Source organism: Streptomyces sp. NRRL F-5135 (assembly GCF_000719775.1).
Taxonomy (GTDB): Bacteria; Actinomycetota; Actinomycetes; order Streptomycetales; family Streptomycetaceae; genus Streptomyces; species Streptomyces hebeiensis.
Genome location: NZ_JOHR01000030.1, coordinates 43052 through 64590, shown reverse-complemented (window position 1 = coordinate 64590; position 21539 = coordinate 43052). Strand labels below are relative to the sequence as shown.

Below are 21539 nucleotides of genomic sequence, written 5' to 3'. Positions count from 1 at the left end.
GTTCGGCCGGACCGGGTCACTGGTTGCCGCAGACGGACACCTCGGCGGTGTCCAGCCACGGCAGGTCATGGCCCATCCGGTCACGCTTGGTGCGCAGGTACCGGAGGTTGTGCTCGCCCGCCTGCACGGGCATCGGCTCGCGTCCGGTGACCCGCAGGCCGTGCCGGAGGAGGGCGGCCGTCTTGTCGGGGTTGTTGGTCAGCAGGCGCAGGCTGCGCACCCCGAGGTCGCTGAGGATCCGCGCGCCCGCCGCGTAGTCACGGGCGTCCGCGGGCAGCCCGAGTTCGAGGTTGGCGTCGAGGGTGTCGTGGCCGCGTTCCTGGAGCTCGTACGCGCGCAGCTTGGACAGCAGGCCGATGCCGCGGCCCTCGTGGCCGCGCAGGTAGACCACCACTCCGCGCCCGGCGGCGGCGACGCGCCGCATGGACTCCTCCAGCTGCGGGCCGCAGTCGCAGCGCTGGGAGGCGAAGATGTCGCCGGTGAGGCATTCGGAGTGGACGCGGACCAGCACGTCCTCGCCGTCGCCGAGGTCCCCGTGGACGAGGGCGACGTGCTCGACCCCGTCGACCGTGGAGCGGTAGCCGTAGGCGGTGAACGCGCCGTGGGCCGTCGGCAGCCGGACCTCGGCCTCGCGGCGCACGGTCGGCTCCGCGCCGCGGCGGTAGGCGATCAGATCCTCGATGGAGATGATCGACAGGCCGTGCTTGCGGGCGAACGGGACCAGTTCGGGCAGGCGCAGCATCACGCCGTCCTCGCCGGCGATCTCCACGATCGCGCCGGCCGGGCGCAGCCCGGCGAGCCTGGCCAGGTCGACGGCGGCCTCGGTGTGCCCGTTCCGCGCGAGCACCCCGCCGGACCTGGCGCGCAGCGGGAAGACGTGGCCGGGCCTGACGAGGTCGCTCGCCTCGGCCGCCCCCGAGGCGAGCAGCCGGAGCGTGGTGGCCCGGTCGGCGGCGGAGATCCCGGTGGTGACGCCGTGGGCGGGGCCCGCGTCGACGGAGACCGTGAAGGCGGTCCGCAGGGACTCGGTGTTGCGGCCGACCATCTGCGGCAGGTCGAGCCGGTCCAGCTCGGCGCCTTCCATGGGGGCGCAGATCAGGCCGCGGCACTCGCTCATCATGAAAGCGACGATCTCGGGGGTCACCTTCTCGGCGGCCACGACGAGGTCGCCCTCGTTCTCGCGGTCCTCGTCGTCCACGACGACGACCGGGCGGCCCGCCGCGATGTCGCGTACGGCCTGCTCCACGGGGTCGAGGGAGAGTTCCCCCGCGGTGCCGGCGGAATACTCCGCGTGGGAGGCCGGGGCGGGCGACGGTCGGGACGTCATGCTGCTGCTCCTTCCAGGGGCACCGCGGCGGCGCGGGACCGGAGCCACCAGTCGCGCATCCCCCACAGGACGAGGGCGAGGTAGACCACGTACACCAGGCCCGAGAAGGCCAGTCCGCTGCTGAAGGCGAGCGGTACGCCGACGATGTCGACCAGCAGCCAGGCGAACCAGAACTCGACCAGCCCACGGGCCTGGGCGACCATCGCGGCGAGCGTGCCGACGAAGATGTACGCGTCGGGCCAGGGGTTCCAGGACAGTTCGGGGACGGCGACGAACAGCCCGCCGACGGCGAGGGTGCCCACGGCCGTGCCGGCCAGCAGCACCACCCGCTCGCGCCCGCTCGCGAAGCGGACGGCGATCGAGCCGTCCTGGGCCTGCTGCCTGCCGCGCTGCCACTGCCGCCAGCCCCACAGGGCCACGCCGATGACGAGCAGTTGCTTGCCGACGCCCCCGCTGAGCTGGGCGGAGGCGTACGCGCCGACCAGGATGGCCCCGGACAGCAACTGGGCGGGCCAGGTCAGGATGGAGCGCCGCCAGCCGAGCGCCAGGGCCGCCAGGCCGATGACGTTGCCGATCATGTCGGACCACAGGATGTGCTGACCGACGGCCGTGAAGGCCTCGCCGTTCAGCCAGGACAGGACGCTCATCGGGAGGACTCCCCGGCTCGGTCGCCGAGCATCCGCTCGACGTACTTCGCGATGACGTCGACTTCCAGGTTGACCGGGTCGCCCGGCCCCTTGAGGCCGAGGGTGGTCAGCGCGAGCGTGGTGGGGATGAGGCTGATGGTGAAGTGCTCGGCTCCGGCCTCGACGACCGTGAGGCTGACGCCGTCGACGGTGATCGAGCCCTTCTCCACGACGTAACGGCTCAGCCCGGCGGGGAGGGAGACGGTGACGACCTCCCAGTGCTCGGACGGCTCGCGCCCGACGATGGTGCCGGTGCCGTCGACGTGGCCCTGGACGATATGGCCGCCGAGCCGGCCGCCGACGGCCGTGGGCCGCTCCAGGTTGACCCGGGAGCCGGGCACGAGCGCGCCGAGGCTGGAGCGGTTCAGCGTCTCGGCCATCACGTCGGCGGTGAACTCGCCGTCCGCGAGGTCGACGACCGTCAGACAGACGCCGTTGACGGCGATGGAGTCGCCGTGCTTGGCGTTCTCGGTGACGAGGGGGCCGCGCAGCCGGAAGCGGGAGGAGTCGCCGAGGTTCTCGACGGCGGCGACCTCACCCAGTTCTTCGACGATTCCGGTGAACACTCAACGCTCCTTCGTGGCGGGGCCGTCGGCGGGAACGCGGACGGCGGCGGCCTCGGCGGCCTGGCCGGGGACAGGGGACTCCGTGGCGGCGGACTCGGGCAGGGCGGCGGGCTCGGTGACGAGAGGCTCGGTGACGGCGGACTCCCGGGTGGCGGGCTCCGTGGCACCGGACGCCGTGACGGCGGACTCCCGGGTGGCGGGCCGCGTGGCAGCGATCTCCGGCACGGCGGTGATCCTCACGTCGGTGCCGATCCGTACGGTCTCCGTCATACGGAGCCGCAACGCGTCGGCGAGGGTGGCGATTCCCGCGTCGGCGAGCGCCGCCGGGCCGGCGCCGAGCAGGACGGGGGCCAGGTAGCCGATGACCCGGTCGACCGCTCCCGCCGCGACGAAGGAGCCGGCCAGGGCCGGCCCTCCTTCGAGGAGCACGGAGCGCACGCCGCGCGCGTCCAGGACGGCCAGCAGGGCCGGCACGTCGAGACCGCGGGCGGCGCGGGGCAGTCGTACCACCTCGGGCAGATGACCGGCGGCCCGGAGATCGGCGTCCTCGGCGACCGCGACGAGCGTGGCCGATGCGCCGTCCAGGATCCGGGCCCCGGGCCGCACGGCGGTGCCCTCGGTGTCCACGACGACGCGCAGCGGCTGGGCGGCGTCCGGGACGCCCCGTACGGCGAGATGGGGGTCGTCGGCGCGGGCGGTGCCGGCACCGACCACGACCGCGTCGGCCTCGGCGCGCAGCCGGTGCACATCGGCGCGCGACTCGGCGGAGGTGATCCAGCGGCTGGTGGCGTCGGCGGCGGCCGAGCGGCCGTCGAGGGTGGCCGCGTACTTCCAGGTCACATGCGGGCGGCGCAGGCGTACGGAGGTGAGCCAGGCGACGTTGCCGGCCTCGGCCTCCTCGGCGAGCAGTCCCCGCTCCACCGCGACCCCGGCCGCGCGCAGGGTGCGGGCGCCGCCGCCCGCCCGGGGGTCCGGGTCGGCGACCGCGTAGACGACCCGGGCCACACCCGCGTCGAGGAGCGCGCGGGAGCAGGGGCCGGTGCGGCCGGTGTGGTCACAGGGTTCCAGGGTGACGTACGCGGTGCCGCCACGGGCCCGTTCCCCCGCCGCCCGCAGGGCGTGGATCTCGGCGTGCGGCCCGCCGGCCCGCCGGTGGTACCCCTCTCCGGCCGGCCGTCCCGCGCTGTCGAGGACGACGCATCCGACGACGGGGTTGGGGCTCGTACGGCCCAGGCCGCGAGCGGCCAGCACGACGGCCCGACGCATCGCGTCGGCGTCGGTCACGGTGTCCGCTTCGGTGGCCACCCGGGTCCTCCTGCCTCTTCGGGCACGGACTCCGGGGCCTGTCGATGACGACAGAATCAGCGGGAACGCATACGCCGGGACGCCGGGACCGACGACGTGGATCGTCCGAGGACGACCATCGACGGCGACGCACCTGCCAACGGCCCGCCGCGCACTGCCTCCCATCCGGACTTTCACCGTCGGTCCAGGAATTTCACCTGGTCAACCGCCCACTGGATGCGGGCGGGTCGCGGACTGTAACCGCCGGTTCGGAATTACACCGACCCCGGAGTGCGCTGCTTCTGGTACGGGACCAGTCTGCCACGGCTGATCGTCGGCCATCCGTGGGAGGGATGTGTCCTGTCTCACAGAACGGCGGGATCCGGGGCCGCGCCGGGCCCACCGCGGGGCGGCGCCCGGAGCGGACTTCGGGGCCGATCGGGCGACGCGCGGGGCCCGGCCCCCGTGGTCCCCCGCCGCCGCGGCCGGATCGGCCCTCCGTGGTGAAGCCGCTCACACGTCCCCGGCGAACAGCGCGTCCTGCGCCGCCTCACGGGCCGTCAGCAGCGCGCCCCGCAGGACCGCCGCGCCGCCCAGCGCGCTCGCCCTGACCTCCGTGCGCAGCGGCGACAGCGCGGCGAGCCGGGTCTCGGTACGGGACGCCAGGGCCGCCCCGCCCGCCTGGCCCATCTCACCGCCCAGGACGATCCGGCCGGGGTCGAGCACCGCGCTCACCGCCGCCGCGCCGAGCACCAGCCGGTCGGCCAGGGCGTCGAGGAACTCGCCGGGGGCCGCCCCCCGCCCCGCGACGGCCGCCCGGACGAGCGCGGCGGACGGCGGCTCGGCCGCCACCGGCACCGCCGTGACCCCGTACCGCTCCGCGAGCGCGCTCACCGCCCCCGAGCCCGCCAGCGAGTGAAAGCCGCCGTCGCAGGCGACCGCCGAGGGCAGTCGCGAGGTGCCGGGGACGGGCAGGAAGCCGATCTCGCCCGCGCCGCCCGAGGCCCCTCGGCGCAGCTTCCCGTCGAGCACGAGGGCCGCCCCCACGCCGTGGCCGAGCCAGAGCAGGACGAACGTGTCCGGGCCGTGCGCCGCTCCCAGCCGGGCCTCCGCGAGCGCGGCCAGATTGGTCTCGTTCTCCACCAGGACGGCCGCCGCCAGCCGCTCCTGGAGCGCCCCGACGAGCCGGCGGTGCCAGGCGGGCAGGCCCGAGGTGTCGCGCAGCTCGCCGGTGACCGGGTCGACCAGCCCGGGCGCGCCGATGCCCACACTGTGCAGCCGGCTCGCGCCGGCTTCGCGGACCGTCCGTTCCAGCAGGGTCGCGACCCGCTCCACGGCCGTCTCGGTGGCGGTGTCGCCGCCGACGGGAGAGGCGGCCTCGGCCAGGGTGGCGCCCAGCAGGTCGGCCACGACGACGGCGACGCCGTCCGTCCGTACGTCGAGGGCGGCGAGGTGCGCGCGGTCGGCGACGATCCCGTACAGCCGGGCGTTGGGGCCCCGGCGCCGGCCCCCCGCCTCGCCCACCACCCTGACCAGCCCCGAGCCCTGGAGCCGGTCCACCAGATCGGCGACGGTGGGGCGGGAGAGCCCGGTGAGCGAGGTCAGCTGTCCTGCCGTCAACGGGCCTTCCCGGAGCAGGCGCAGGGCCAGCCGGTCGTTGATGGCCCGGGCGGTGCTCGGGGATGCGGCCATGCCGGGATCCTTCCAGAAGGGCCGAGCGGCGTCTATTTATCAGGAAGGGTTCCTGATAGTTTACTGCCGCCGCTGACGGCTGCGGCAGCGGTGGCACCGGCGGGGTGTCCGCCGGTAGGGGCAGTCTCTCGGGGAAGGTCGGGGCCGATGCCGGCTGAAGAGGTCGCTGGGGAGTCCGCCGGAAAGCCCGGTGGACCCGATGGACGTGGCGGAAAGGCCGCCGGGTCCGCCGGAGGGGTCCACGGCAAGCGGCGGTGGGGGCGCGCCCGGGTCGCGATCGCCCTCGTTTTCTGTGTGCACGGCTCGGTGACCGGCAGCTTCGCCACCCGCATCCCCTGGATCCAGGACCACACCGGCGTCAGTGCGGGGCAACTCGGACTGGCGCTCGCCTTCCCCGCGCTGGGGGCCTCGGTGGCGATGCCGCTGGCCGGGGCGATCAGCCACCGCTTCGGGGCGCGCACGGCGCTGCGTGTCCTGCTCGCCCTGTGGACCCTCGCGCTGACGCTGCCGTCGCTCGCCCCCGATCTGGTGCTGCTGTGCGCGGCGCTCTTCCTGTACGGCGCTTCCTCGGGCCTGTCGGACGTGGTGATGAACGCCATCGGGGTGGAGGTCGAGAACCGGCTCGCCAAATCGATCATGTCCGGCCTGCACGGCATGTGGAGCGCGGGCGCGCTGATCGGCTCCGCGGCCGGCACGCTCGCCGCGCACCTGGGCAGCGACGCGCGCCTGCACCACGCGCTCGCGGCCGCCGTGCTCACGGCGGCCGGGCTGGCCGCCTGCCAGGCGGTCCCGGAGGTGCGCGGCGCGCGGGACGAGGAACCGCCGCCCCGGTTCGCGCTGCCGCCGAAGTCCGCGGTGCTCATCGGCGCGGTCGGCTTCTGCGCGGTCTTCGCGGAGGGCGCGAGCCTGGACTGGTCGGCGGTCTACCTGCGGGACGTGCTGGACACCTCGGCCGGGCTCGCGGCGGCCTCGACCACGGCGTTCGCGCTGACCATGGCGGTGGCGCGGCTCGTGGGCGACCGGGTCGTCGACCGGTTCGGCGCCGTACGCACCGTACGCGTGGGCGGGGCACTGGCGACGGCGGGCGGGGCGATGGTGGTCGCGGCGCCGCATCCCGCGGTCGCCTTGGGGGGCTTCGGGTTCATCGGGCTCGGGGTGGCCGTGGTCGTCCCGCTCGCGTTCGCCGCGGCGGGCCGGGCGGGCCCGAATCCGAGCCAGGCCATCGCGGGCGTCGCCACCATCACGTACACCTCGGGCCTGATCGCGCCCTCGGCGATCGGCGCGGTCGCGAACGCGACGTCGCTGGTGGTCTCCTTCGGGCTGGTGACCCTGCTGGCCTGCGGGCTGATGGTGGGTGCCGGGGTGCTGCGCACGGGTGACCGGCGCAGCACCCCGGTCACCACGGGCGAGCCCGCCCCGGCGGCGGACCCGACGACCTGAGCCACGGCCGCGGGTTCCCGCCGCGCGGGCCCACGGCCGTACGGGCTTTGCCTCCGCACGGGCCCGCCGGACCGTACGGGCTGCGCGCCGCACCGGCCCGCCGGACCGTACCGACCGACGGCAGCGATGAGATGGGGGCCGGGTGACGGTCCCGCCGGGGGGTGCCGGACGGTCCGGTCGCCGTGGTGGCCCCGGCCCAGGGGCACAGGACGCGCCGGTCACCTGGCCGCCCCAACCGCGCACGGCGCGGCAGCCTCGGCGGACGCCCGCCGGCGGTCGATCGCGAAATCCACAAGCAGCGCAACGTTGCGGAACGGTGCTTCAACCGCTTGAAGCAATGGCGCGGCATCGCGACCCGCTACGACAAGACCGCCGAGTCCTGTCAGGCAACCGTCACCCTCGCATCACCCCTGATGTGGGCGTGACCTTTGGTGAAGTCAGCTCCTCGCGACTCGCTCCCCGGGTGCCCCGGCCGTCTTCCTCCAGGTTCCAGGTGAGACGCCTTCCCTCTTCGAGAAAGCCCGGCTCAGGGCGGTCCCGGTGTCGTAGCCGACCCTGACGGCGATCTCCTGAACGCTCAGTGGCGTCTCTCGAAGCAGAACTTTCACCCGGTACATGCGCCATGTCGTGAGGTAGCTCAGCGGGGTGTCCCCCGTCCGCTCCTTGAACAGCGTGGCGAACGCCGAGCGTGACATCCCCGCCGTTCGGGCGAGTTCGCCGACCGTCCACGAACGGCTCAAGTCTGCGTGCAACTCCTGCATGGCGAGGGCCAGCCGGGGGTCCCGGAGGGCGGCGACCCAGCCGACACTGCCGCTCCCGACGTCCGCGCAGCAGGTTCGCAGGGCCTGGACGAAGAGCGCGTCGGACAAACGGCCCATGACGAAGCCGGCGCCGAGTCGATTGGCCGAGCTCTCGTGTTCGATGAGCTCGAACGTGGCGCGCAGGAGCTCGCCGGAGGCGTCGTCCGGGGGCAACCGGAACAATGGCGGCAGGAGCGCGAAGAGCGGTTCGGCGGCGACGGCGTCGAAAGTGAAACGAGTGGAGAGAATCCGGGTCGGCTCGCCGTCGCCTCCGACTCGTACCAGGTGACCGGATGCCTGAGCCGCCAGGTCGTCGCAGTCGAGAATCTCGCTGTCGTCCGCGTCTCGCAGGGTGAAGCCCACGCCCGCGCGAACCAGGAAGCAGTCGTTCGACCGCAGGCGCTGTGGACGGGCCAGGACGTCCGAGTCGAGCTGGCACGAGCCGCCTGAGATGAGGATCAGCCGGGCCAGGTGCCGTGGGGGGAACGAGACACCCCACGGCGCGTTTGCCTCCACTCGGATATATCGCGCGTCCTCGATCCTCATCGTGGCGAGGAGGTCGTCGACCGGATCCATGTACCCTCCTGGACGCTCTGCACTAAACAGTGGACGGAAAGATGCCAATCGTCCAGAACCGTCAGCCTACCGTGGCGGTAGTTCACGAAAGAGAGGCTGCACATGCGCGCATTCAAGGTGCGGGCGGGTGGTGGTCTGGCGCTCACCACCGACTGCCCGGTACCCGACCCGTCGGCGGGTGAAGTGCTGGTGAAGGTCAGGGCCACCTCCCTCAATGCCCGCGATCGACTCATCGTCTCCGACAGCTACTCCGTCGACGTACGGGGGCGCGTCCCGCTCTCCGACGGCGCGGGCGTCGTCGAGGCCGTCGGGGACGGGGTCTCGCGGTTCCGGGTCGGTGATCGTGTCGTGGGCACCTTCCATCCCACCTGGCTGTACGGCCCGTTTCCCGGATGGGGAGGACTGCGTGGCACGCAGCGCGACGGGTGGCTCAGCGATCACGTCGTCCTCGATCAGCAGAGCCTGGTCCCCGTCCCCGACCAACTGTCCTTCGAGGAGGCAGCCACACTGCCGTGCGCCGCACTCACCGCGTGGTCGGCGGTGGCTGGGGTCGGACCGGGCGACATCCTGCTTGTCCAGGGCTCGGGCGGTGTGTCGGTCTTCGCGTTGCAGTTCGCCCGTCTGGCCGGCGCACGTGTGGTGGCCACGACGTCCGACGACGACAAGGCCGAACGCCTCCGCGCCCTTGGCGCAGCCGACATCGTCAACTACAAGGAGACACCGCGATGGGGTGCGCGGGTGCGGGAGCTCACCGACGGCGGCGCCGGTCGCGTCCTGGAGATCGGCGGCGCCGGTACCCTCCCACAGTCCATCGAGGCCGTCGCTTACGGCGGCCAGATCGCCCTTGTCGGCAACCTCGCGTCAGGTAACGACATGGACGTGACCCGCTTCTTCCGCCGGGCCGCAACCCTCAGGTCGATCAGCGTGGGCAGTCGCAGCGACTTCGAGCAGATGAACGAGGCCCTCGGCCGAAGTCGTCTCCGGCCCGTCATCGACCGCGTCTTCCCCTTCAACCAGGCATCGGAGGCGTTCGCCCACTTCGAGCGGGGACCGCGCTTCGGAAAGGTCGTCATCAGCCACTGAGCCGGCGTCCCTCATCCGCTCACCCTGGTGACATCGCCGCCCGGAGGCGTGAGCAGGCTGCGCGGACCGGACACGGTGTACGGCGTCGAACAGCGTGCGGGCATCGGTGAGGCGATCAGCGCTGTCCGGGGCAGTAGCCACATCGCATCCGCACACGGCTGCCGGCTACCAGGGCACCGCAAGGTCGCACGGCGTACCGTCAGCACGCCGCCCCAGGGAAGGACATCCGGCCACACAGTGATCGAGAAGTTCAGCTCACGGTGGTAACCACAGTCGACGAGGAGCCCCTCTGCGCAGGGGGCATACAACTGGCGAGGTCGTCGGGGACCGGCATGGAGGTGGTGAGCCCGGCCCGGGTGCGGCCGGTGTTGCCGTCCGGCCACTTCCCGGCCGCCGAACCGGGAGCGGCCACGGTCAGACGCAGCAACTGGCCGAGGGCCTCGCGCACGTCGCGGTCGCGACGAACGCCTGGGTGAGCAGGCACTGCGCGGAGTGCTCGCCGTACCGGGCGATGTGGGAAGCCGCGATGGTGCCCTACGCGGTCTGGCGCGGGCTCTGGTCCGGTGTCCGTGGACGGGCGGCGGTGGGGTGCGGGGGTCGGCGGCAGTGTGACATCAGGGGGATGGCGGAGAGGGAAGGCAGGAGAGGGTCATAGCTGTGCGGCCGTGCGGATCAGCCCGGCGAGGGCCAGGGAGCGGCTGTGCGGGGGCCAGGCGATGTGGGTGACGATGGGGTGTGCGTCGGTCAGGGGGACGGCGGTGTGCTCGGCCCACAGCCAGGCGCGAGCGGAGTCCGGGAAGACGGCCATGGTGCGTCCGAGGGCGATCAGTTGAGCCAGTTGCGTCTGGTCGTGGATCTCGGGTCCTGGGCCGGGTGGGTACGTGCCGTGGCGGGGCCAGCGGGCAAGCGGAAGGTCGGGGATGTCGCTGATGTCGGCCAGGGACAAAGTCTTGTGCGCGGCGAGGGGGTGCCCGGCGGGCAGGATGGCGATCTGTCCCTCGGTCAGCAGTTCCTCGCTGTCGAACCCGGCGAGGGAGTCGTACGGCGAGTGCATGAGCGCCACATCGGCGCGGCCGTCGCGCAGCATTTCTTCCTGCTCGCACGTGCCGCCCGGTAGCACCTCGATCTCGGCGGCATCGGGCTCGACCGCGTAGGCGTCGAGGAGCTTCTGTAGCAGCTCGTGAGAGGCTGCCGCCTTCACCGCCAGCACCAGGCGGTTGCGGTGGCCGCCCGCACTGTCGGTGCCACCGGCGCGACGGGTGCGGCGAACGGCAGCGGTGGTCGCGTCGAGGGCTGCGCGGCCCTCGCGCAGCAGCACCTCTCCGGCGCCGGTCAGGGAGACGCCGCGGCGGTTGCGTTCCAGCAGGCAGACATCGAGGCGCCGCTCAAGCTGCTGGATCGCCCGGGACAGCGGCGGCTGGGCCATGCCGAGGCGCTCGGCGGCGCGGCCGAAGTGCAGTTCCTCGGCAACGGCCATGAAGTATTTCAGCTCGCGAGTCTCCAAGGTGTCCACGGCCGCAGCCTACGTCAGTGATACCCACCAGGTATGACAGGGCACCGTATTGGTGTTGGATGCGCCGCTCGTCCGCGAGCGAGTATCAACGGCATGAGCGAAACGAGGATCGCGCTGGTGACCGGCGCGAACAAGGGAATCGGGTACGAAATCGCGGCTGGGCTTGGCGCACTCGGGTACCGCGTGGGCGTAGGAGCCCGCGATGAGGACCGGCGCGAGGCCGCCGCCCAGAAGCTGCGCGGCGCCGGGGTGGACGCGTTCGGGGTGCCGCTGGACGTGACCAGCGACCAGAGCGTCACCGATGCCGCGGAATTGATCGAACGGCAGGCCGGGCGCCTGGACGCCCTGGTCAACAACGCCGGCATCTCAGGACCTCCGACGGGGCCGGGGTGGGGGCAGGACCCGACCATGCTCGACCTCGACGTGGTCCGTACGGTGGTGGAGACCAACGTCATCGGTGTCATCCGGGTGACCAACGCCATGCTGCCGCTGCTGCGGCGCTCGACATCACCGCGCGTCGTCAACGCCTCCAGTTCCGTCGGCTCCCTGACCTGGCAGGCGGACCCCGACATCGATGTCGGCCCGATCATGGCGGCCTACTCGCCGACGAAGTCGTTCCTCAACGCCGTCACCGTGCATTACGCTCGGCAGTTCGCCGGCACGAACATCCTGATCAATGCCGCTTGCCCGGGCCTGGTCGCGACCGACTTCAACGGCTTCTACGGGTCCCGCACTCCCGAGCAGGGCGCGGCCACAGCGATTCGGCTCGCCACGCTGCCTGACGGCGGCCCGACCGGCTCGTTCTTCAACGACGACGGTGTCATTCCCTGGTGACCCCGGGATGAGGTTCCCCCGTACAGCGGGGGAACCTCATCCCGGTCCTCGTCGGGAATCCGGTAGGGCGCGAAGGTGATGTCCGCGGGCCTCCCGTCCGTCAGCCAGGCGGTGGCGTGGTGGGGATCCAGTGGCGTGGGGCTCCCTCGTAAGAGGGGCGGTGTGGCTTCATCGGTGACGGGCGGCGGGGTTGCACACTGACCTCTGGCAATGATCTTGACCGCCTGCGATACGAGTGTGACCGGCCAAGCTGGGCGGATTCCTCCTCAGTCGGAGCAGGGAGGACGCGTATGCATGCGATCTGGCACGCCTTGTCGGTCACCGGTTCCATGGCATGGGAGATCACGTGGGCCCTGATCCTGGGCTTCACCCTGTCCGCCGTGGTCCAGGCCGTGGTGCGCAAGGCCACTGTCGTCTCCCTGCTGGGTGACGACCGCCCCCGCACCCTGGCCACCGCGACCGGGCTGGGCATCGCCTCCTCGTCCTGCTCCTACGCTGCGGTCGCCCTGGCCCGATCCCTGTTCCGCAAGGGCGCGGACTTCACCGCGGCGATGACCTTCGAGATCGCCTCCACCAACCTCGTCGTCGAACTCGGCGTGATCCTCGCCCTGCTCATGGGCTGGCAGTTCGCCGCGGCCGAGTTCGCCGGAGGCGCCGTCATGATCACCGCTCTGGCGGTGCTGTTCCGCCTCTTCCTGCGCGGCCAGCTGCTCCGCAGCGCCCGCGAACAGGCCGAACGTGGGGTGGCCGGCTCCATGGAGGGACACGCCACGATGGACATGTCCGTGCAGCGCCAGGGCCCCTTCACCCGCCGGCTGATCTCCCGCGACGGCTTCACCTCGGTCTCCCACGTCTTCGTCATGGAATGGGCCGCGATCCTGCGCGACCTCGCTGCCGGCCTGCTGATCGCCGGCGCCATCGCCGCCTGGGTCCCCGACACCTTCTGGCGTGCCTTCTTCTTTGACGGCCACCCGCTCGCGTCCAAGCTGTGGGGACCGCTCATCGGGCCGCTGGTGGCGATCGCTTCGTTCGTGTGCTCCGTGGGCAACGTGCCGCTGGCCGTCGTGCTGTGGAAGGGCGGTATCAGCTTCGGCGGGGTCGTGGCGTTCCTCTTCGCCGACCTGCTGATCCTGCCGATCCTGAACATCTACCGGAAGTACTACGGCGTCCGCATGGCCCTCTTCGTGCTCGGCACCTTCTATACCGCCATGGTCCTGGCCGGATACGTCGTCGAGTTCGTCTTCGGCAGCCTCGGCCTGGTCCCCGACCGCGCCCAGGCCACCGTCCCGGACAGTGGGGTGAGCTGGAACTACACCACCTGGCTCAACATCGCCTTTCTCCTGATGGCCGCCATCCTGGTCGCCCGGTTCGTGCGTACCGGCGGCAGAGACATGCTGGGCATGATGGGCGGTTCACCCGGCTCCGACCATGACCCCGGCAAGCCGAACCGTTCCCGCCACTGAAGAGTCCCCGCTCAAGAACAAGTGGCAGAAATCAGCCGGTCGTCAAACTCCCTTGCCGCCAAGTTACCCGTCAGGAGCCGGCGTTTGTGACCTCTGACGGGTGATCTTGCCCGTTTGCCATGTGAGTTTGACCAAGCCCACAGCTCCGCAGCGGGGCTGGAGGAGCGCGGGTGCGCGGCGGGGGGTTTCTCTACGGTGGAACCATGCCGGCCAGACCTGTTACAGCTCGAGGCCTGCGTGCTCACCTCATCACCCCGACGCACAACGCGGCTGCCTGACGCGGCGTATCCTTCGCCCGTGGAACTGCGCTTCGAGACGCGCCGGTCCGACGTGCCGTGGGTCGACACCGTGTGGACCTGCACGAGCGAGAAGGTCACGGCGATGACGTCCGTCGCAGCGGTGCGCTGGGGCCTGGTGTTCTGGGAGCAGGACGACCGTGCGTACGCGGGCGTCACCGGCCCCGAGACGCGGACCGGCACGGCGCCGGTGCCGGAGGGCGCGACCTTCACGGGAATCGAGTTCGCCGTGGGCACCTCGTTGCGGGCTCTGCCCATGCCGGCGCTGGTCGACGGCGGCGTCGAGCTCCCCGACACCACGCGCCGGACGTTCCGGCTGGACGGCGCGCGCTGGGAAACGCCCGGCCCCGACGACGCCGAGGCCCTGGTCGAGCGTCTCGTCCGGGCCGGAATTGTGCTCCGTGACCCGCTCGTCACCGAGGTGCTGCGGGGTCACCGCCCGGCCGTCTCGGGGCGCACGGTCGAACGCCGGTTCCGCGCCGCGACCGGGCTGACGCGGGGCGCCGTCCGGCAGATCGAGCGGGCCCGCACGGCGGCGGAGCTGCTGGCGGCCGGCGACCCGGTCGGCGACGTCGTCGCCAAGCTCGCATACTTCGACGAGCCGCACCTGGCCCGGGCGCTGCGCTCCTACGTCGGACGCACCGCCAGGCAACTGCGCGAGGGCGCCGGCGGCGCGATCGCCCTCGGCCTGGATCAGCGCTTGACGTCGTAGACCAGCTTCAGGATCCCGTTCGAGTAGCTCTCCGACTCCCGCAGTATCAGCATCTGCTTGTCCCGGTCGGCCCGGCCGAACACGCTCTTCCCGGCACCGAGCAGCACGGGGAAGACGAGCAGGTTGTACCGGTCGATCAGGCCCGCGTCCAACAGCCGCCGGGCCAGCTCCGCGCTCCCGTGGATGAAGATCGCGCCGCCCTCGCCCTCCTTGAGCGCGGCGACGTCCTCGGTCGAGCGCAGGATGGCCGTCGGCCCCCAGCCGTCGACGAGGGCGTCGTCGGACAGCGTGGTCGACACCACATACTTGGGCAGCTCCTTGTAGTCGGCGTGGTCCTCCGAGCCGGGCCAGACCGGCGCGAACGCCTCGTAGCTGCGGCGGCCGAACATCAGCGCCGTCGTGTCGGCGAGCTCCTCGCCCTTCAGCGACCAGGCTTCCGGGACGAACTCGAGGTCCCTGACCACCCAGCCGCCGCTGCGGTGCTCCTCCCCCGCCCCGCCGCCGGGCGAGTCCACGACGCCGTCGAGCGACATGAAACCGGTGTAGACCAGGTCACGCACAGTGCTGTCTCCCGCCCATGCCCACGCGGTACGTACGGCCGTCGGCGCGTTCGCGGACGAAGTCGCGGCCGTGCACCCGGTGCACTCCCCCGTCGTTCTCCGCCACCCGCGGCACGGACACCGGCCTGTCCAGCTCCACCAGCGGCAGCCGGCCGCCCGGGCGGGGGGTGAGCATGACCTGGCGGTCACCGGAGCCGGACGTTTATCGGGCGCTGCTGGCGCCCTTGTCGTAGTCGGTGGTGCCGCCGTCCAGGAGGGGAGGTTGCTGGGTTCCGGCGGCCTTCGAAAGCCAGCGCAGGGCGTGGTAGCCGGTCAGGACTATGAGGGTGCCCAGCGCGATGCCGGACAATTCGAAGTTGTCGGTGAACTTCAACGAGACACCGCCGATGCCGATGATGACGCCGGCTGCGGTGGGCACCAGATTGAGGGGCTGGGAGAAGTCGACCTTGTTGCGAACCCAGATCTGCGCACCGAGCAGCCCGATCATCCCGTAGAGAATCACCGTGATCCCGCCGAGAACCCCGCCGGGGATGGCCGCGACGACGGCGCCGAACTTCGGGCATAGCCCGAACAGCAGCGCGAAGCCCGCGGCGGCCCAGTACGCGGCGGTGGAGTAGACGCGGGTCGCGGCCATCACACCGATGTTCTCCGCATACGTGGTCGTCGCGGGTCCCCCGACCGCGGTGGACAGCATGGTCGCCGCGCCGTCCGCGGCAATGGCCCGGCCCATCTGGTCATCCAGCGGATCCCCCGTCATCTCACCGACCGCCTTGACGTGCCCCGCGTTCTCGGCGATGAGCGCCACCAGGACGGGCAGGGCGACCAGGATCGCCGAGGCGGAGAAGTTCGGGGCGTGGAAGGTGGGCACGCCGATCCAGTCAGCATGGGAAACCCCGGAGAAGTCGATCCGCCAGTGATCGGTGATCTTGCCCGACCCGTCCGCCGAATGAATCTTGCCCAGGGTTTTGTCGAAGATCCAGGACAGGCCGTACCCGAAGACCAGGCCCAGGAAGATCGCGATGCGGGCCCAGAAGCCGCGCAGCACCACCAGGGCAAGACCGGTGAACAACATGGTGGCCAGCGCGGTCCACTGGTCCTGGGGCCAGTACGTGGAAGCTGTCACGGGGGCCAGGTTGAAACCGATGAGCATGACCACCGCGCCGGTCACCGCGGGCGGCAGCACCGCATGGATCACCCGGGCGCCCAGTACATGGATGGCGATGCCGCACCCGGCCAGACACGCGCCGACCACCAGCAGGGCGCCCGTCAAGGTGCCGGCATCCCCGCCCTGGCTCGCGATGACTGCGGACACGCCCACGAAGGACAGCGATGAACCCAGGTAGCTGGGAATACGGCCACGGGTCAGCAACAGAAACAGCGCCGTCGCCACCCCCGACGCCATCAGCGCCAGGCTCGGATCCAAGCCCATAAGGATCGGGGCAACGAAACACGCGCCGATCATCGAAACGACGTGCTGGGCACCCAAGCCGATGGTGCGCCCCCAGGACAGACGCTCATCGGGCCTGACGACCTCGCCCGGCCGCAGGTGCTTGCCATCGCCGTGCAGCTTCCACCCGACGCCCGCCATGATCACTCTCCGCTTTCCCATGGCCCGCACGCCGCGGAGCCGAAGTGATTAATAGCCGAACACCCTCATCGAGACAAACCGAGTCAGTCGACGCATTGCGTGTGGCGCTCGGCGGGCCCCCGTCAACACTGGGCCTCGAAAATCCCCCACCGACCTCGGTCCGGCTGCGCCCCGTCAGCACGACACAGGCGCCCCGAGGTTCCCCCGAGATGCGGGGAGGGGTGACAGGGGGGCAGATGGGTCTCATGAGAGGAGCCCAGACGATGCCTACGATCGGCCGCCCGCCGGGTGGCCATGTGTCGTACGGGCGCCGGCCCATGCCCCTTCGGTCGACCGTCCTGGCCGTTCGCCGGGCGAGGACGGAAGCGGCCGGATCCAGCCGGTCCCGCCCCACCGGCACCACAAAAGGTTGATGACTCAACTAGCTTTGTGCTTACGGTGGTTCCCCGATCCGTCCGCCACAAAGGAGTGCACGTGATGCCGGTCACACTCGGTCTCGGTCTTCCGCAGCTGAAGCACCACGTCCTCGGCCGCGACGTGGCCGCCGTGGCGCGCGCCGCGGAAGAGATCGGTTACGAGAGTCTGTGGGTCTTCGAGCGCGTCCTCTTCCCCGTACCCGCCACCCAGGGCCTGTTCGGCGTGCCGGGCGTCCCGTGGCCCGACACGTACCGCGGTGTGGCCGACCCGCTGGTCACCCTGACGCTGGCCGCGGCGGCCACCGAACGGGCCCGGCTCGGCACCAGCGTCCTGGTCGCACCGTTGCACGTCCCGTTCCAACTGGCCCGGACGCTCGCCTCGCTGGACGCGGCGAGCGGCGGCCGGGTGGTCGCCGGTTTCGGCACGGGCTGGTCGCACGACGAGTACGCCGCCGCCTCCGTCGCCCCGTTCGACAAGCGCGGCGCGGTGCTGGACGAACTGCTGGACGTGTGCGCGGCCGTGTGGGGGCCGGACCCGGTCGCGTACACGGGCGAGCTGACCACCATCGCCCCGTCCGAGGTGGGCCCCAAGCCGGCCCGGCCCATCCCGGTCTTCCTCGCCGCCGCCGGCCCGCGCGCCAAGCGCCGGCTGGTGGACCGGGCGGACGGCTGGATGCCGGTGGCCATGGGGGCGCGGGAGCTGACCCGGGAGTGGCGGCACCTGCGCGAACTGGCCGAGGAGCGGGGCAGGACGAGGCCGCTCGACGCCTGTGTCCGCGTCAACGCGCGGTACAGCGCGAAGCCGTACGAGGGTGACGGCCGGCAGCCCTTCCAGGGCAGCGTGGCCCAGATCGTCGAGGACCTGGTGGCGCACACGGAGTCCGGCGTCCCCGGATTCCTGCTGGACGTCCAGACCACGACCCGGGACGCGGCCGAACTGATCGACGTGGCGGCCGAGGTGTACACGGCGGCGCGCGCGGCGGGCGTGTGACGGGCGGCGCGTAGCCCCCGTGCACACGGGCCGGCGCCCGGCAGCGGAGACCCCCCGGCCAGACGGCCGGGGGAAACGCGTGCTCCGGATCCATCTCACCGACGCCGACCTGGCACGGACACGCGTCGCGGCAGCACCGGACACACTGTGGGAGATCTGCCTGAGCGAGCCTGCCCGCACCGCTTCCAGACACCCTCACCCCGCCGGGAGCCGCACTCCTGCGCGGCAACACGCCGGTTCCTCGATGACCACATGCGGAACCAGCGGTGACGCTGCTCGGCTACTCGACCAGAAGCCCCGCCCGCAGCCGCCCGGTGATCCGGGCCAGCAGCCGGGAGACGTGCATCTGCGACACCCCCAGCTCCGCACCGATCTCGGACTGCGTCATCTCGTCGCCGAACCGCATCCGCAGGATGCGCCGCTCCCGTTCGTCCAGCTCCTCCATCAGCGGCTTCAGCGCCTGGACGTTCTCCGCCGTCTCCAGTCCCGCGTCGGGCGCGCCCAGCCGGTCCGCGATCGCACCCGTGTGGTCCGACTCGTCCGCGGGCATGTCGATCGAACCGGCCGTGTAGCCGTTGCTCGCGACGACGCCCTCGATGACCTCTTCCTCGTCCAGGCCGAGGTGTTCGGCCAGTTCGGCCGTGGTCGGCGCACGGTCGAGCCGGTGCGAGAGCTCGTCGGTCGCCTTGGCCAGGTCGATCCGCAGCTCCTGGAGCCGGCGGGGCACGTGCACGGCCCAGCTGGTGTCCCTGAAGAACCGCTTGATCTCACCGACGATGTAGGGAACGGCGAAGGTCGCGAACTCCACCTCCCGCGTGAGCTCGAACCGGTCGATCGCCTTGATCAGGCCGATGGTGCCGACCTGGACGATGTCCTCCATCTGGTCTGCCCTGTTGCGGAACCGGGCCGCCGCGTAGCGGACCAGGGCCAGATTCAGCTCGATCAGCGTGTTCCGGACGTAACTGTGCTCGTGGGTGCCTTCCTCCAGCTCGGCCAGCCGGGTGAAGAAGACCTTGGAGATGTCCCGGGCGTCCTTGGGCGCCATCTCCGCCGGACATTCGACGTAAGGGAGATCCAGCTGCGCCGCCTCGGCCCGCTGCTGGGATCCGTACCGCGCGTCTTCGGTCGGGACCGTGCTCGCCGTGGACACTTCGTCCTCCCCTTTGGTGCGTGCTCCGCTGTCAGTGGAAGCCCGTCTACCCGGTTCCGCCCGGGACATGCGTGGGAGTTCGCGCGGATCTCGCACCGGTTCGCCGGGACTCCGCGCGGATCCCGTCCCGGCTCCCGTCCGGCCACCGCGCGGAACGCGCGAGTCGCGCCGTGGCCGGACGGGACGGTGTGCCGCGGTGCGGTGGCCTGCCCCCGCTCAGCTTTGCCGCGGCCCAGCGGCGTTGCCGCGGATCAGCGTTGCCGCGGCTCAGCTCCAACTGGCGTGCAGCGGCTGGCCCTCGGCGTAACCGGCGGCGCTCTGAACGCCGACGACCGCGTTCTCCGCGAACTCCTCAAGGGTGTTGGCGCCGGCGTACGTGCACGCCGAGCGCAGCCCCGCGATGATCGAGTCGATCAGGTCCTCGACGCCGGGGCGCTCCGGGTCCAGGAACATCCGGGACGTGGATATGCCCTCCTCGAACAGCGCCTTGCGCGCCCTGTCGTAGGCCGACTCCTCGCTCGTACGGTTGCGGACGGCGCGGGCCGACGCCATGCCGAAGGATTCCTTGAACAGCCGTCCGTCGGCGGACTGCTGGAGGTCGCCGGGAGACTCGTACGTGCCGGCGAACCAGGAGCCGATCATCACGTTGGAGGCGCCCGCCGCCAGGGCCATGGCCACGTCGCGGGGGTGCCGGACGCCGCCGTCGGCCCAGACGTGCTTGCCGTACTTGCGCGCCTCGGCCGCGCACTCCAGGACCGCGGAGAACTGCGGCCGGCCCACCCCCGTCATCATGCGGGTGGTGCACATGGCGCCGGGGCCGACGCCGACCTTGATGATGTCCGCGCCCGCGTCGACCAGGTCGCGCACGCCGTCGGCGGCGACCACGTTGCCCGCGACGACCGGCACCGCGGGGCCGAGCGCGCGGACGGACTTGACCGCGGCGAGCATCGACTCCTGGTGACCGTGCGCGGTGTCGACGACGAGCGTGTCCACGCCCGCCTCGAGGAGCTGCGCGGCCTTGCCCGCGACGTCCCCGTTGATCCCGACGGCGGCGGCGATCCGCAGCCGGCCGTCGGCGTCGGTCGCGGGCGTGTAGAGGGTGGCGCGCAGCGCGCCCGTGCGGGTCAGCACCCCGACCAGGGCGCCGTCGGCGTCGACGGCCGGGGCGAGCTTGCGATGGGCGTTGTCCAGGGTGAGGAACGCGTCGCGCGGGTCCGTGTCGGCGGGAATCACCAGCAGGTCCTTCGACATGACCTCGGACAGCTGCGTGAAGCGGTCCACGCCGGCCAGGTCGTGCTCGGTGACGACACCGACGGGCCGGTTCCCGCCGTCGACCACGACCCCCGCGCCGTGGGCGCGCTTGGGCAGCAGGGAGAGCGCGTCGCCAACGGTCTGGGCCGGGGCCAGGACGATGGGGGTGTCGAGGACGAGATGGCGCGCCTTGACCCAGGAGACGACCTCCGCGACGACGTCTATCGGAATGTCCTGGGGTATGACCACGAGGCCACCGCGCCGGGCGACGGTCTCGGCCATGCGGCGCCCCGCGACGGCGGTCATGTTCGCGACCACGAGCGGGATCGTGGTGCCCGTACCGTCGGTGGTGGACAGGTCCACGCCTTGCCGGGAACCGACGGCGGACCGCCTCGGCACCATGAAGACGTCGTCGTACGTCAAGTCGTACGGCACCGAAGGACGTGGGCTCGTATCCCCGGTCTGGGGGCTCAAAAAGCGCATAAGGCCAGGGTACGGGCTATCCCTCGCAAGTGGCTTTACCTGGATCGGCACGCAAAAGGCCCCCAGGCGCCTCCGACGGGGGTGGCGATGTCCGGGGCCGGCGGGCGGAGGATGCCGGGCAAAGCGCCTCCGCCCCTCATCCCGTGCGACAGGTGGGCGCCCCGCCGCACGGGAGTCCAGGGTCAGGCCGGGATCATCGCTACGGAGTCCGGCGCCCGCCGAGGCTCCGGGAGGACGATACGACGTTGGCCCACGGGGCGTCCGGCCCGTTGACCGGCGGATTGATGGGTCCGCCCTTGTGCATCGGACATGCGCAGGTGCGCGGATAGCCCAGCTTCCGGTTCGGCTTCGCTGTCCCGTCGACCCGGTAGTCCGGCACCGTCTCGGTCCGGGTGCCGTCAGAGGCGACCCGGTAGACGCGAATCGTCATGTCCACTGCACCGCCACCTTCCCGCGACGACGGAAGACACGGACGTGCAGCCCCGGGCAGGTGCACAACGGGATCCAGGCGCCCGGACGCCGCGCCGGCCGTGCCGGTCGACGGCTCATGTCGACGGGCAGTCCCGCGATCGACGTCGTCACGCGAGCCCCTGTGCGTTCGCAGCGACGGCCGCCCGCTTCCACACGCTACGCAGACTCCGCGCCGTCGGGCAGTCCACGCCGTACTCACGGCACGGCCGGCACTTCTCCATGTGCTTCAGCAGCGCGCGGTACGCGGTCTTGACGGCCCCCTCCAGCGCCGGCCTCCGGTTCTCGGCGTGATCCCGGAGCCCCGTGTCTTCCACCTGGCGGGAATGACTAATCTGTTCCATTGTTGGCGCTCCCTCA

At 71.8% G+C, this 21539-nt stretch carries 18 protein-coding genes, 3 pseudogenes and 1 riboswitch; of the genes and pseudogenes, 7 read left to right on the top strand and 14 right to left on the bottom strand.

Annotation, left to right across the window (positions count from 1 at the left end; all coding sequences use genetic code 11):
- Nucleotides 1–16: 16 nt before the first annotated feature.
- The 5 genes and pseudogenes from IG02_RS0133955 to IG02_RS0133935 form a co-directional block, all read right to left on the bottom strand.
- Nucleotides 17–1327 (bottom strand): bifunctional 3,4-dihydroxy-2-butanone-4-phosphate synthase/GTP cyclohydrolase II, encoded by a 1311-nt coding sequence (locus IG02_RS0133955; RefSeq protein WP_030756998.1) that lies wholly within the window; start codon nt 1325–1327, stop codon nt 17–19.
- Nucleotides 1324–1974: a nicotinamide mononucleotide transporter family protein gene (locus IG02_RS0133950; protein WP_030756995.1), complete on the bottom strand. Its 651-nt coding sequence runs from the start codon at nt 1972–1974 to the stop codon at nt 1324–1326. Before IG02_RS0133950 ends, IG02_RS0133955 begins: the two co-directional genes overlap by 4 nt.
- The gene (locus IG02_RS0133945) at nt 1971–2579 is read right to left on the bottom strand and encodes a riboflavin synthase (RefSeq protein ID WP_030756993.1); all 609 of its coding nucleotides are present in this window, start codon (nt 2577–2579) and stop codon (nt 1971–1973) included. Before IG02_RS0133945 ends, IG02_RS0133950 begins: the two co-directional genes overlap by 4 nt.
- Nucleotides 2580–2798: 219 nt before the next feature.
- Nucleotides 2799–3845: pseudogene (gene ribD / locus IG02_RS0133940) on the bottom strand (bifunctional diaminohydroxyphosphoribosylaminopyrimidine deaminase/5-amino-6-(5-phosphoribosylamino)uracil reductase RibD); the annotation flags it as partial.
- A gap of 186 nt (nt 3846–4031) precedes the next feature.
- Nucleotides 4032–4162: riboswitch (FMN riboswitch) on the bottom strand.
- A gap of 214 nt (nt 4163–4376) precedes the next feature.
- Nucleotides 4377–5555: an ROK family transcriptional regulator gene (locus IG02_RS0133935; RefSeq protein WP_030756987.1), complete on the bottom strand. Its 1179-nt coding sequence runs from the start codon at nt 5553–5555 to the stop codon at nt 4377–4379.
- Nucleotides 5556–5831: 276 nt separating this feature from the next.
- On the opposite strand from IG02_RS0133935, the gene IG02_RS0133930 reads away from it, so the two are divergent.
- Together IG02_RS0133930 and IG02_RS43300 are read left to right on the top strand one after the other, a co-directional pair.
- Nucleotides 5832–6995 carry an MFS transporter gene (locus IG02_RS0133930; protein WP_051766103.1) on the top strand — a complete coding sequence of 388 codons (1164 nt, stop codon included), beginning with the start codon at nt 5832–5834 and terminating at the stop codon, nt 6993–6995.
- A 215-nt stretch (nt 6996–7210) separates the two neighbouring features.
- A pseudogene (locus tag IG02_RS43300) lies at nt 7211–7420 on the top strand (transposase); the annotation flags it as partial.
- 12 nt (nt 7421–7432) lie between these two features.
- Here IG02_RS43300 and IG02_RS0133925 read toward each other — a convergent pair.
- Entirely contained in the window at nt 7433–8371 is a 939-nt protein-coding gene (locus tag IG02_RS0133925; RefSeq protein WP_037805066.1) for an AraC family transcriptional regulator, read from the bottom strand.
- 102 nt (nt 8372–8473) lie between these two features.
- Between IG02_RS0133925 and IG02_RS0133920 the strand changes: the two genes are divergently transcribed.
- On the top strand, nt 8474–9454 hold the full coding sequence (locus tag IG02_RS0133920; protein ID WP_030756979.1) for a zinc-dependent alcohol dehydrogenase family protein: 981 nt from the start codon (nt 8474–8476) through the stop codon (nt 9452–9454).
- A 250-nt stretch (nt 9455–9704) separates the two neighbouring features.
- Here IG02_RS0133920 and IG02_RS40135 read toward each other — a convergent pair whose 3' ends face one another.
- Nucleotides 9705–9938 (bottom strand): DUF3703 domain-containing protein, encoded by a 234-nt coding sequence (locus IG02_RS40135; RefSeq protein ID WP_037805064.1) that lies wholly within the window; start codon nt 9936–9938, stop codon nt 9705–9707.
- Nucleotides 9939–10103: 165 nt separating this feature from the next.
- Nucleotides 10104–10967 carry a LysR family transcriptional regulator gene (locus IG02_RS0133910; RefSeq protein WP_030756977.1) on the bottom strand — a complete coding sequence of 288 codons (864 nt, stop codon included), beginning with the start codon at nt 10965–10967 and terminating at the stop codon, nt 10104–10106.
- A 93-nt stretch (nt 10968–11060) separates the two neighbouring features.
- Between IG02_RS0133910 and IG02_RS0133905 the strand changes: the two genes are divergently transcribed.
- From IG02_RS0133905 to IG02_RS0133895, 3 genes are all read left to right on the top strand, one after another.
- Complete coding sequence (locus tag IG02_RS0133905) at nt 11061–11801, top strand: SDR family oxidoreductase (protein ID WP_030756975.1); 741 nt, start codon at nt 11061–11063, stop codon at nt 11799–11801.
- Between the two features lie 290 nt (nt 11802–12091).
- The gene (locus IG02_RS0133900) at nt 12092–13264 is read left to right on the top strand and encodes a permease (protein ID WP_030756973.1); all 1173 of its coding nucleotides are present in this window, start codon (nt 12092–12094) and stop codon (nt 13262–13264) included.
- 297 nt (nt 13265–13561) lie between these two features.
- Nucleotides 13562–14272, top strand: coding sequence for a helix-turn-helix domain-containing protein (locus IG02_RS0133895; protein ID WP_030756970.1), 711 nt, complete (start codon nt 13562–13564; stop codon nt 14270–14272).
- Here the strand turns inward: IG02_RS0133895 and IG02_RS0133890 are convergent.
- From IG02_RS0133890 to IG02_RS0133880, 3 genes and pseudogenes are all read right to left on the bottom strand, one after another.
- Nucleotides 14254–14832 (bottom strand): dihydrofolate reductase family protein, encoded by a 579-nt coding sequence (locus IG02_RS0133890; RefSeq protein ID WP_030756967.1) that lies wholly within the window; start codon nt 14830–14832, stop codon nt 14254–14256. The two genes, IG02_RS0133895 and IG02_RS0133890, sit on opposite strands and share 19 nt — an antisense overlap.
- 10 nt (nt 14833–14842) lie before the next feature.
- Nucleotides 14843–15031, bottom strand: a pseudogene (locus IG02_RS0133885) (RNA methyltransferase); the annotation flags it as partial.
- Nucleotides 15032–15034: 3 nt separating this feature from the next.
- Nucleotides 15035–16420, bottom strand: coding sequence for a uracil-xanthine permease family protein (locus tag IG02_RS0133880; protein WP_030756961.1), 1386 nt, complete (start codon nt 16418–16420; stop codon nt 15035–15037).
- Nucleotides 16421–16897: 477 nt separating this feature from the next.
- On the opposite strand from IG02_RS0133880, the gene IG02_RS0133875 reads away from it, so the two are divergent.
- The gene (locus IG02_RS0133875) at nt 16898–17827 is read left to right on the top strand and encodes a TIGR03619 family F420-dependent LLM class oxidoreductase (RefSeq protein WP_030756958.1); all 930 of its coding nucleotides are present in this window, start codon (nt 16898–16900) and stop codon (nt 17825–17827) included.
- A 280-nt stretch (nt 17828–18107) separates the two neighbouring features.
- Here IG02_RS0133875 and IG02_RS0133870 read toward each other — a convergent pair whose 3' ends face one another.
- From IG02_RS0133870 to IG02_RS0133860, 3 genes are all read right to left on the bottom strand, one after another.
- On the bottom strand, nt 18108–18977 hold the full coding sequence (locus tag IG02_RS0133870; protein ID WP_030756955.1) for an RNA polymerase sigma factor SigF: 870 nt from the start codon (nt 18975–18977) through the stop codon (nt 18108–18110).
- A gap of 267 nt (nt 18978–19244) precedes the next feature.
- Nucleotides 19245–20711, bottom strand: a complete 1467-nt coding sequence (locus IG02_RS0133865; RefSeq protein WP_030756952.1) for a GuaB1 family IMP dehydrogenase-related protein — start codon at nt 20709–20711, stop codon at nt 19245–19247.
- 199 nt (nt 20712–20910) lie between these two features.
- Nucleotides 20911–21147 (bottom strand): hypothetical protein, encoded by a 237-nt coding sequence (locus tag IG02_RS0133860; protein ID WP_030756949.1) that lies wholly within the window; start codon nt 21145–21147, stop codon nt 20911–20913.
- Nucleotides 21148–21539: the final 392 nt, after the last annotated feature.

What these genes read in the sequence shown, in the direction of transcription:
- IG02_RS0133955 (WP_030756998.1), bottom strand. Translation starts at nt 1,327, where the DNA reads ATGACGTCCCGACCGTCGCCCGCCCCGGCCTCCCACGCGGAGTATTCC.
- IG02_RS0133950 (WP_030756995.1), bottom strand. Translation starts at nt 1,974, where the DNA reads ATGAGCGTCCTGTCCTGGCTGAACGGCGAGGCCTTCACGGCCGTCGGT.
- IG02_RS0133935 (WP_030756987.1), bottom strand. Translation starts at nt 5,555, where the DNA reads ATGGCCGCATCCCCGAGCACCGCCCGGGCCATCAACGACCGGCTGGCC.
- IG02_RS0133925 (WP_037805066.1), bottom strand. Translation starts at nt 8,371, where the DNA reads ATGGATCCGGTCGACGACCTCCTCGCCACGATGAGGATCGAGGACGCG.
- IG02_RS0133920 (WP_030756979.1), top strand. Translation starts at nt 8,474, where the DNA reads ATGCGCGCATTCAAGGTGCGGGCGGGTGGTGGTCTGGCGCTCACCACC.
- IG02_RS0133905 (WP_030756975.1), top strand. Translation starts at nt 11,061, where the DNA reads ATGAGCGAAACGAGGATCGCGCTGGTGACCGGCGCGAACAAGGGAATC.
- IG02_RS0133900 (WP_030756973.1), top strand. Translation starts at nt 12,092, where the DNA reads ATGCATGCGATCTGGCACGCCTTGTCGGTCACCGGTTCCATGGCATGG.
- IG02_RS0133880 (WP_030756961.1), bottom strand. Translation starts at nt 16,420, where the DNA reads ATGGCGGGCGTCGGGTGGAAGCTGCACGGCGATGGCAAGCACCTGCGG.
- IG02_RS0133875 (WP_030756958.1), top strand. Translation starts at nt 16,898, where the DNA reads ATGCCGGTCACACTCGGTCTCGGTCTTCCGCAGCTGAAGCACCACGTC.
- IG02_RS0133865 (WP_030756952.1), bottom strand. Translation starts at nt 20,711, where the DNA reads ATGCGCTTTTTGAGCCCCCAGACCGGGGATACGAGCCCACGTCCTTCG.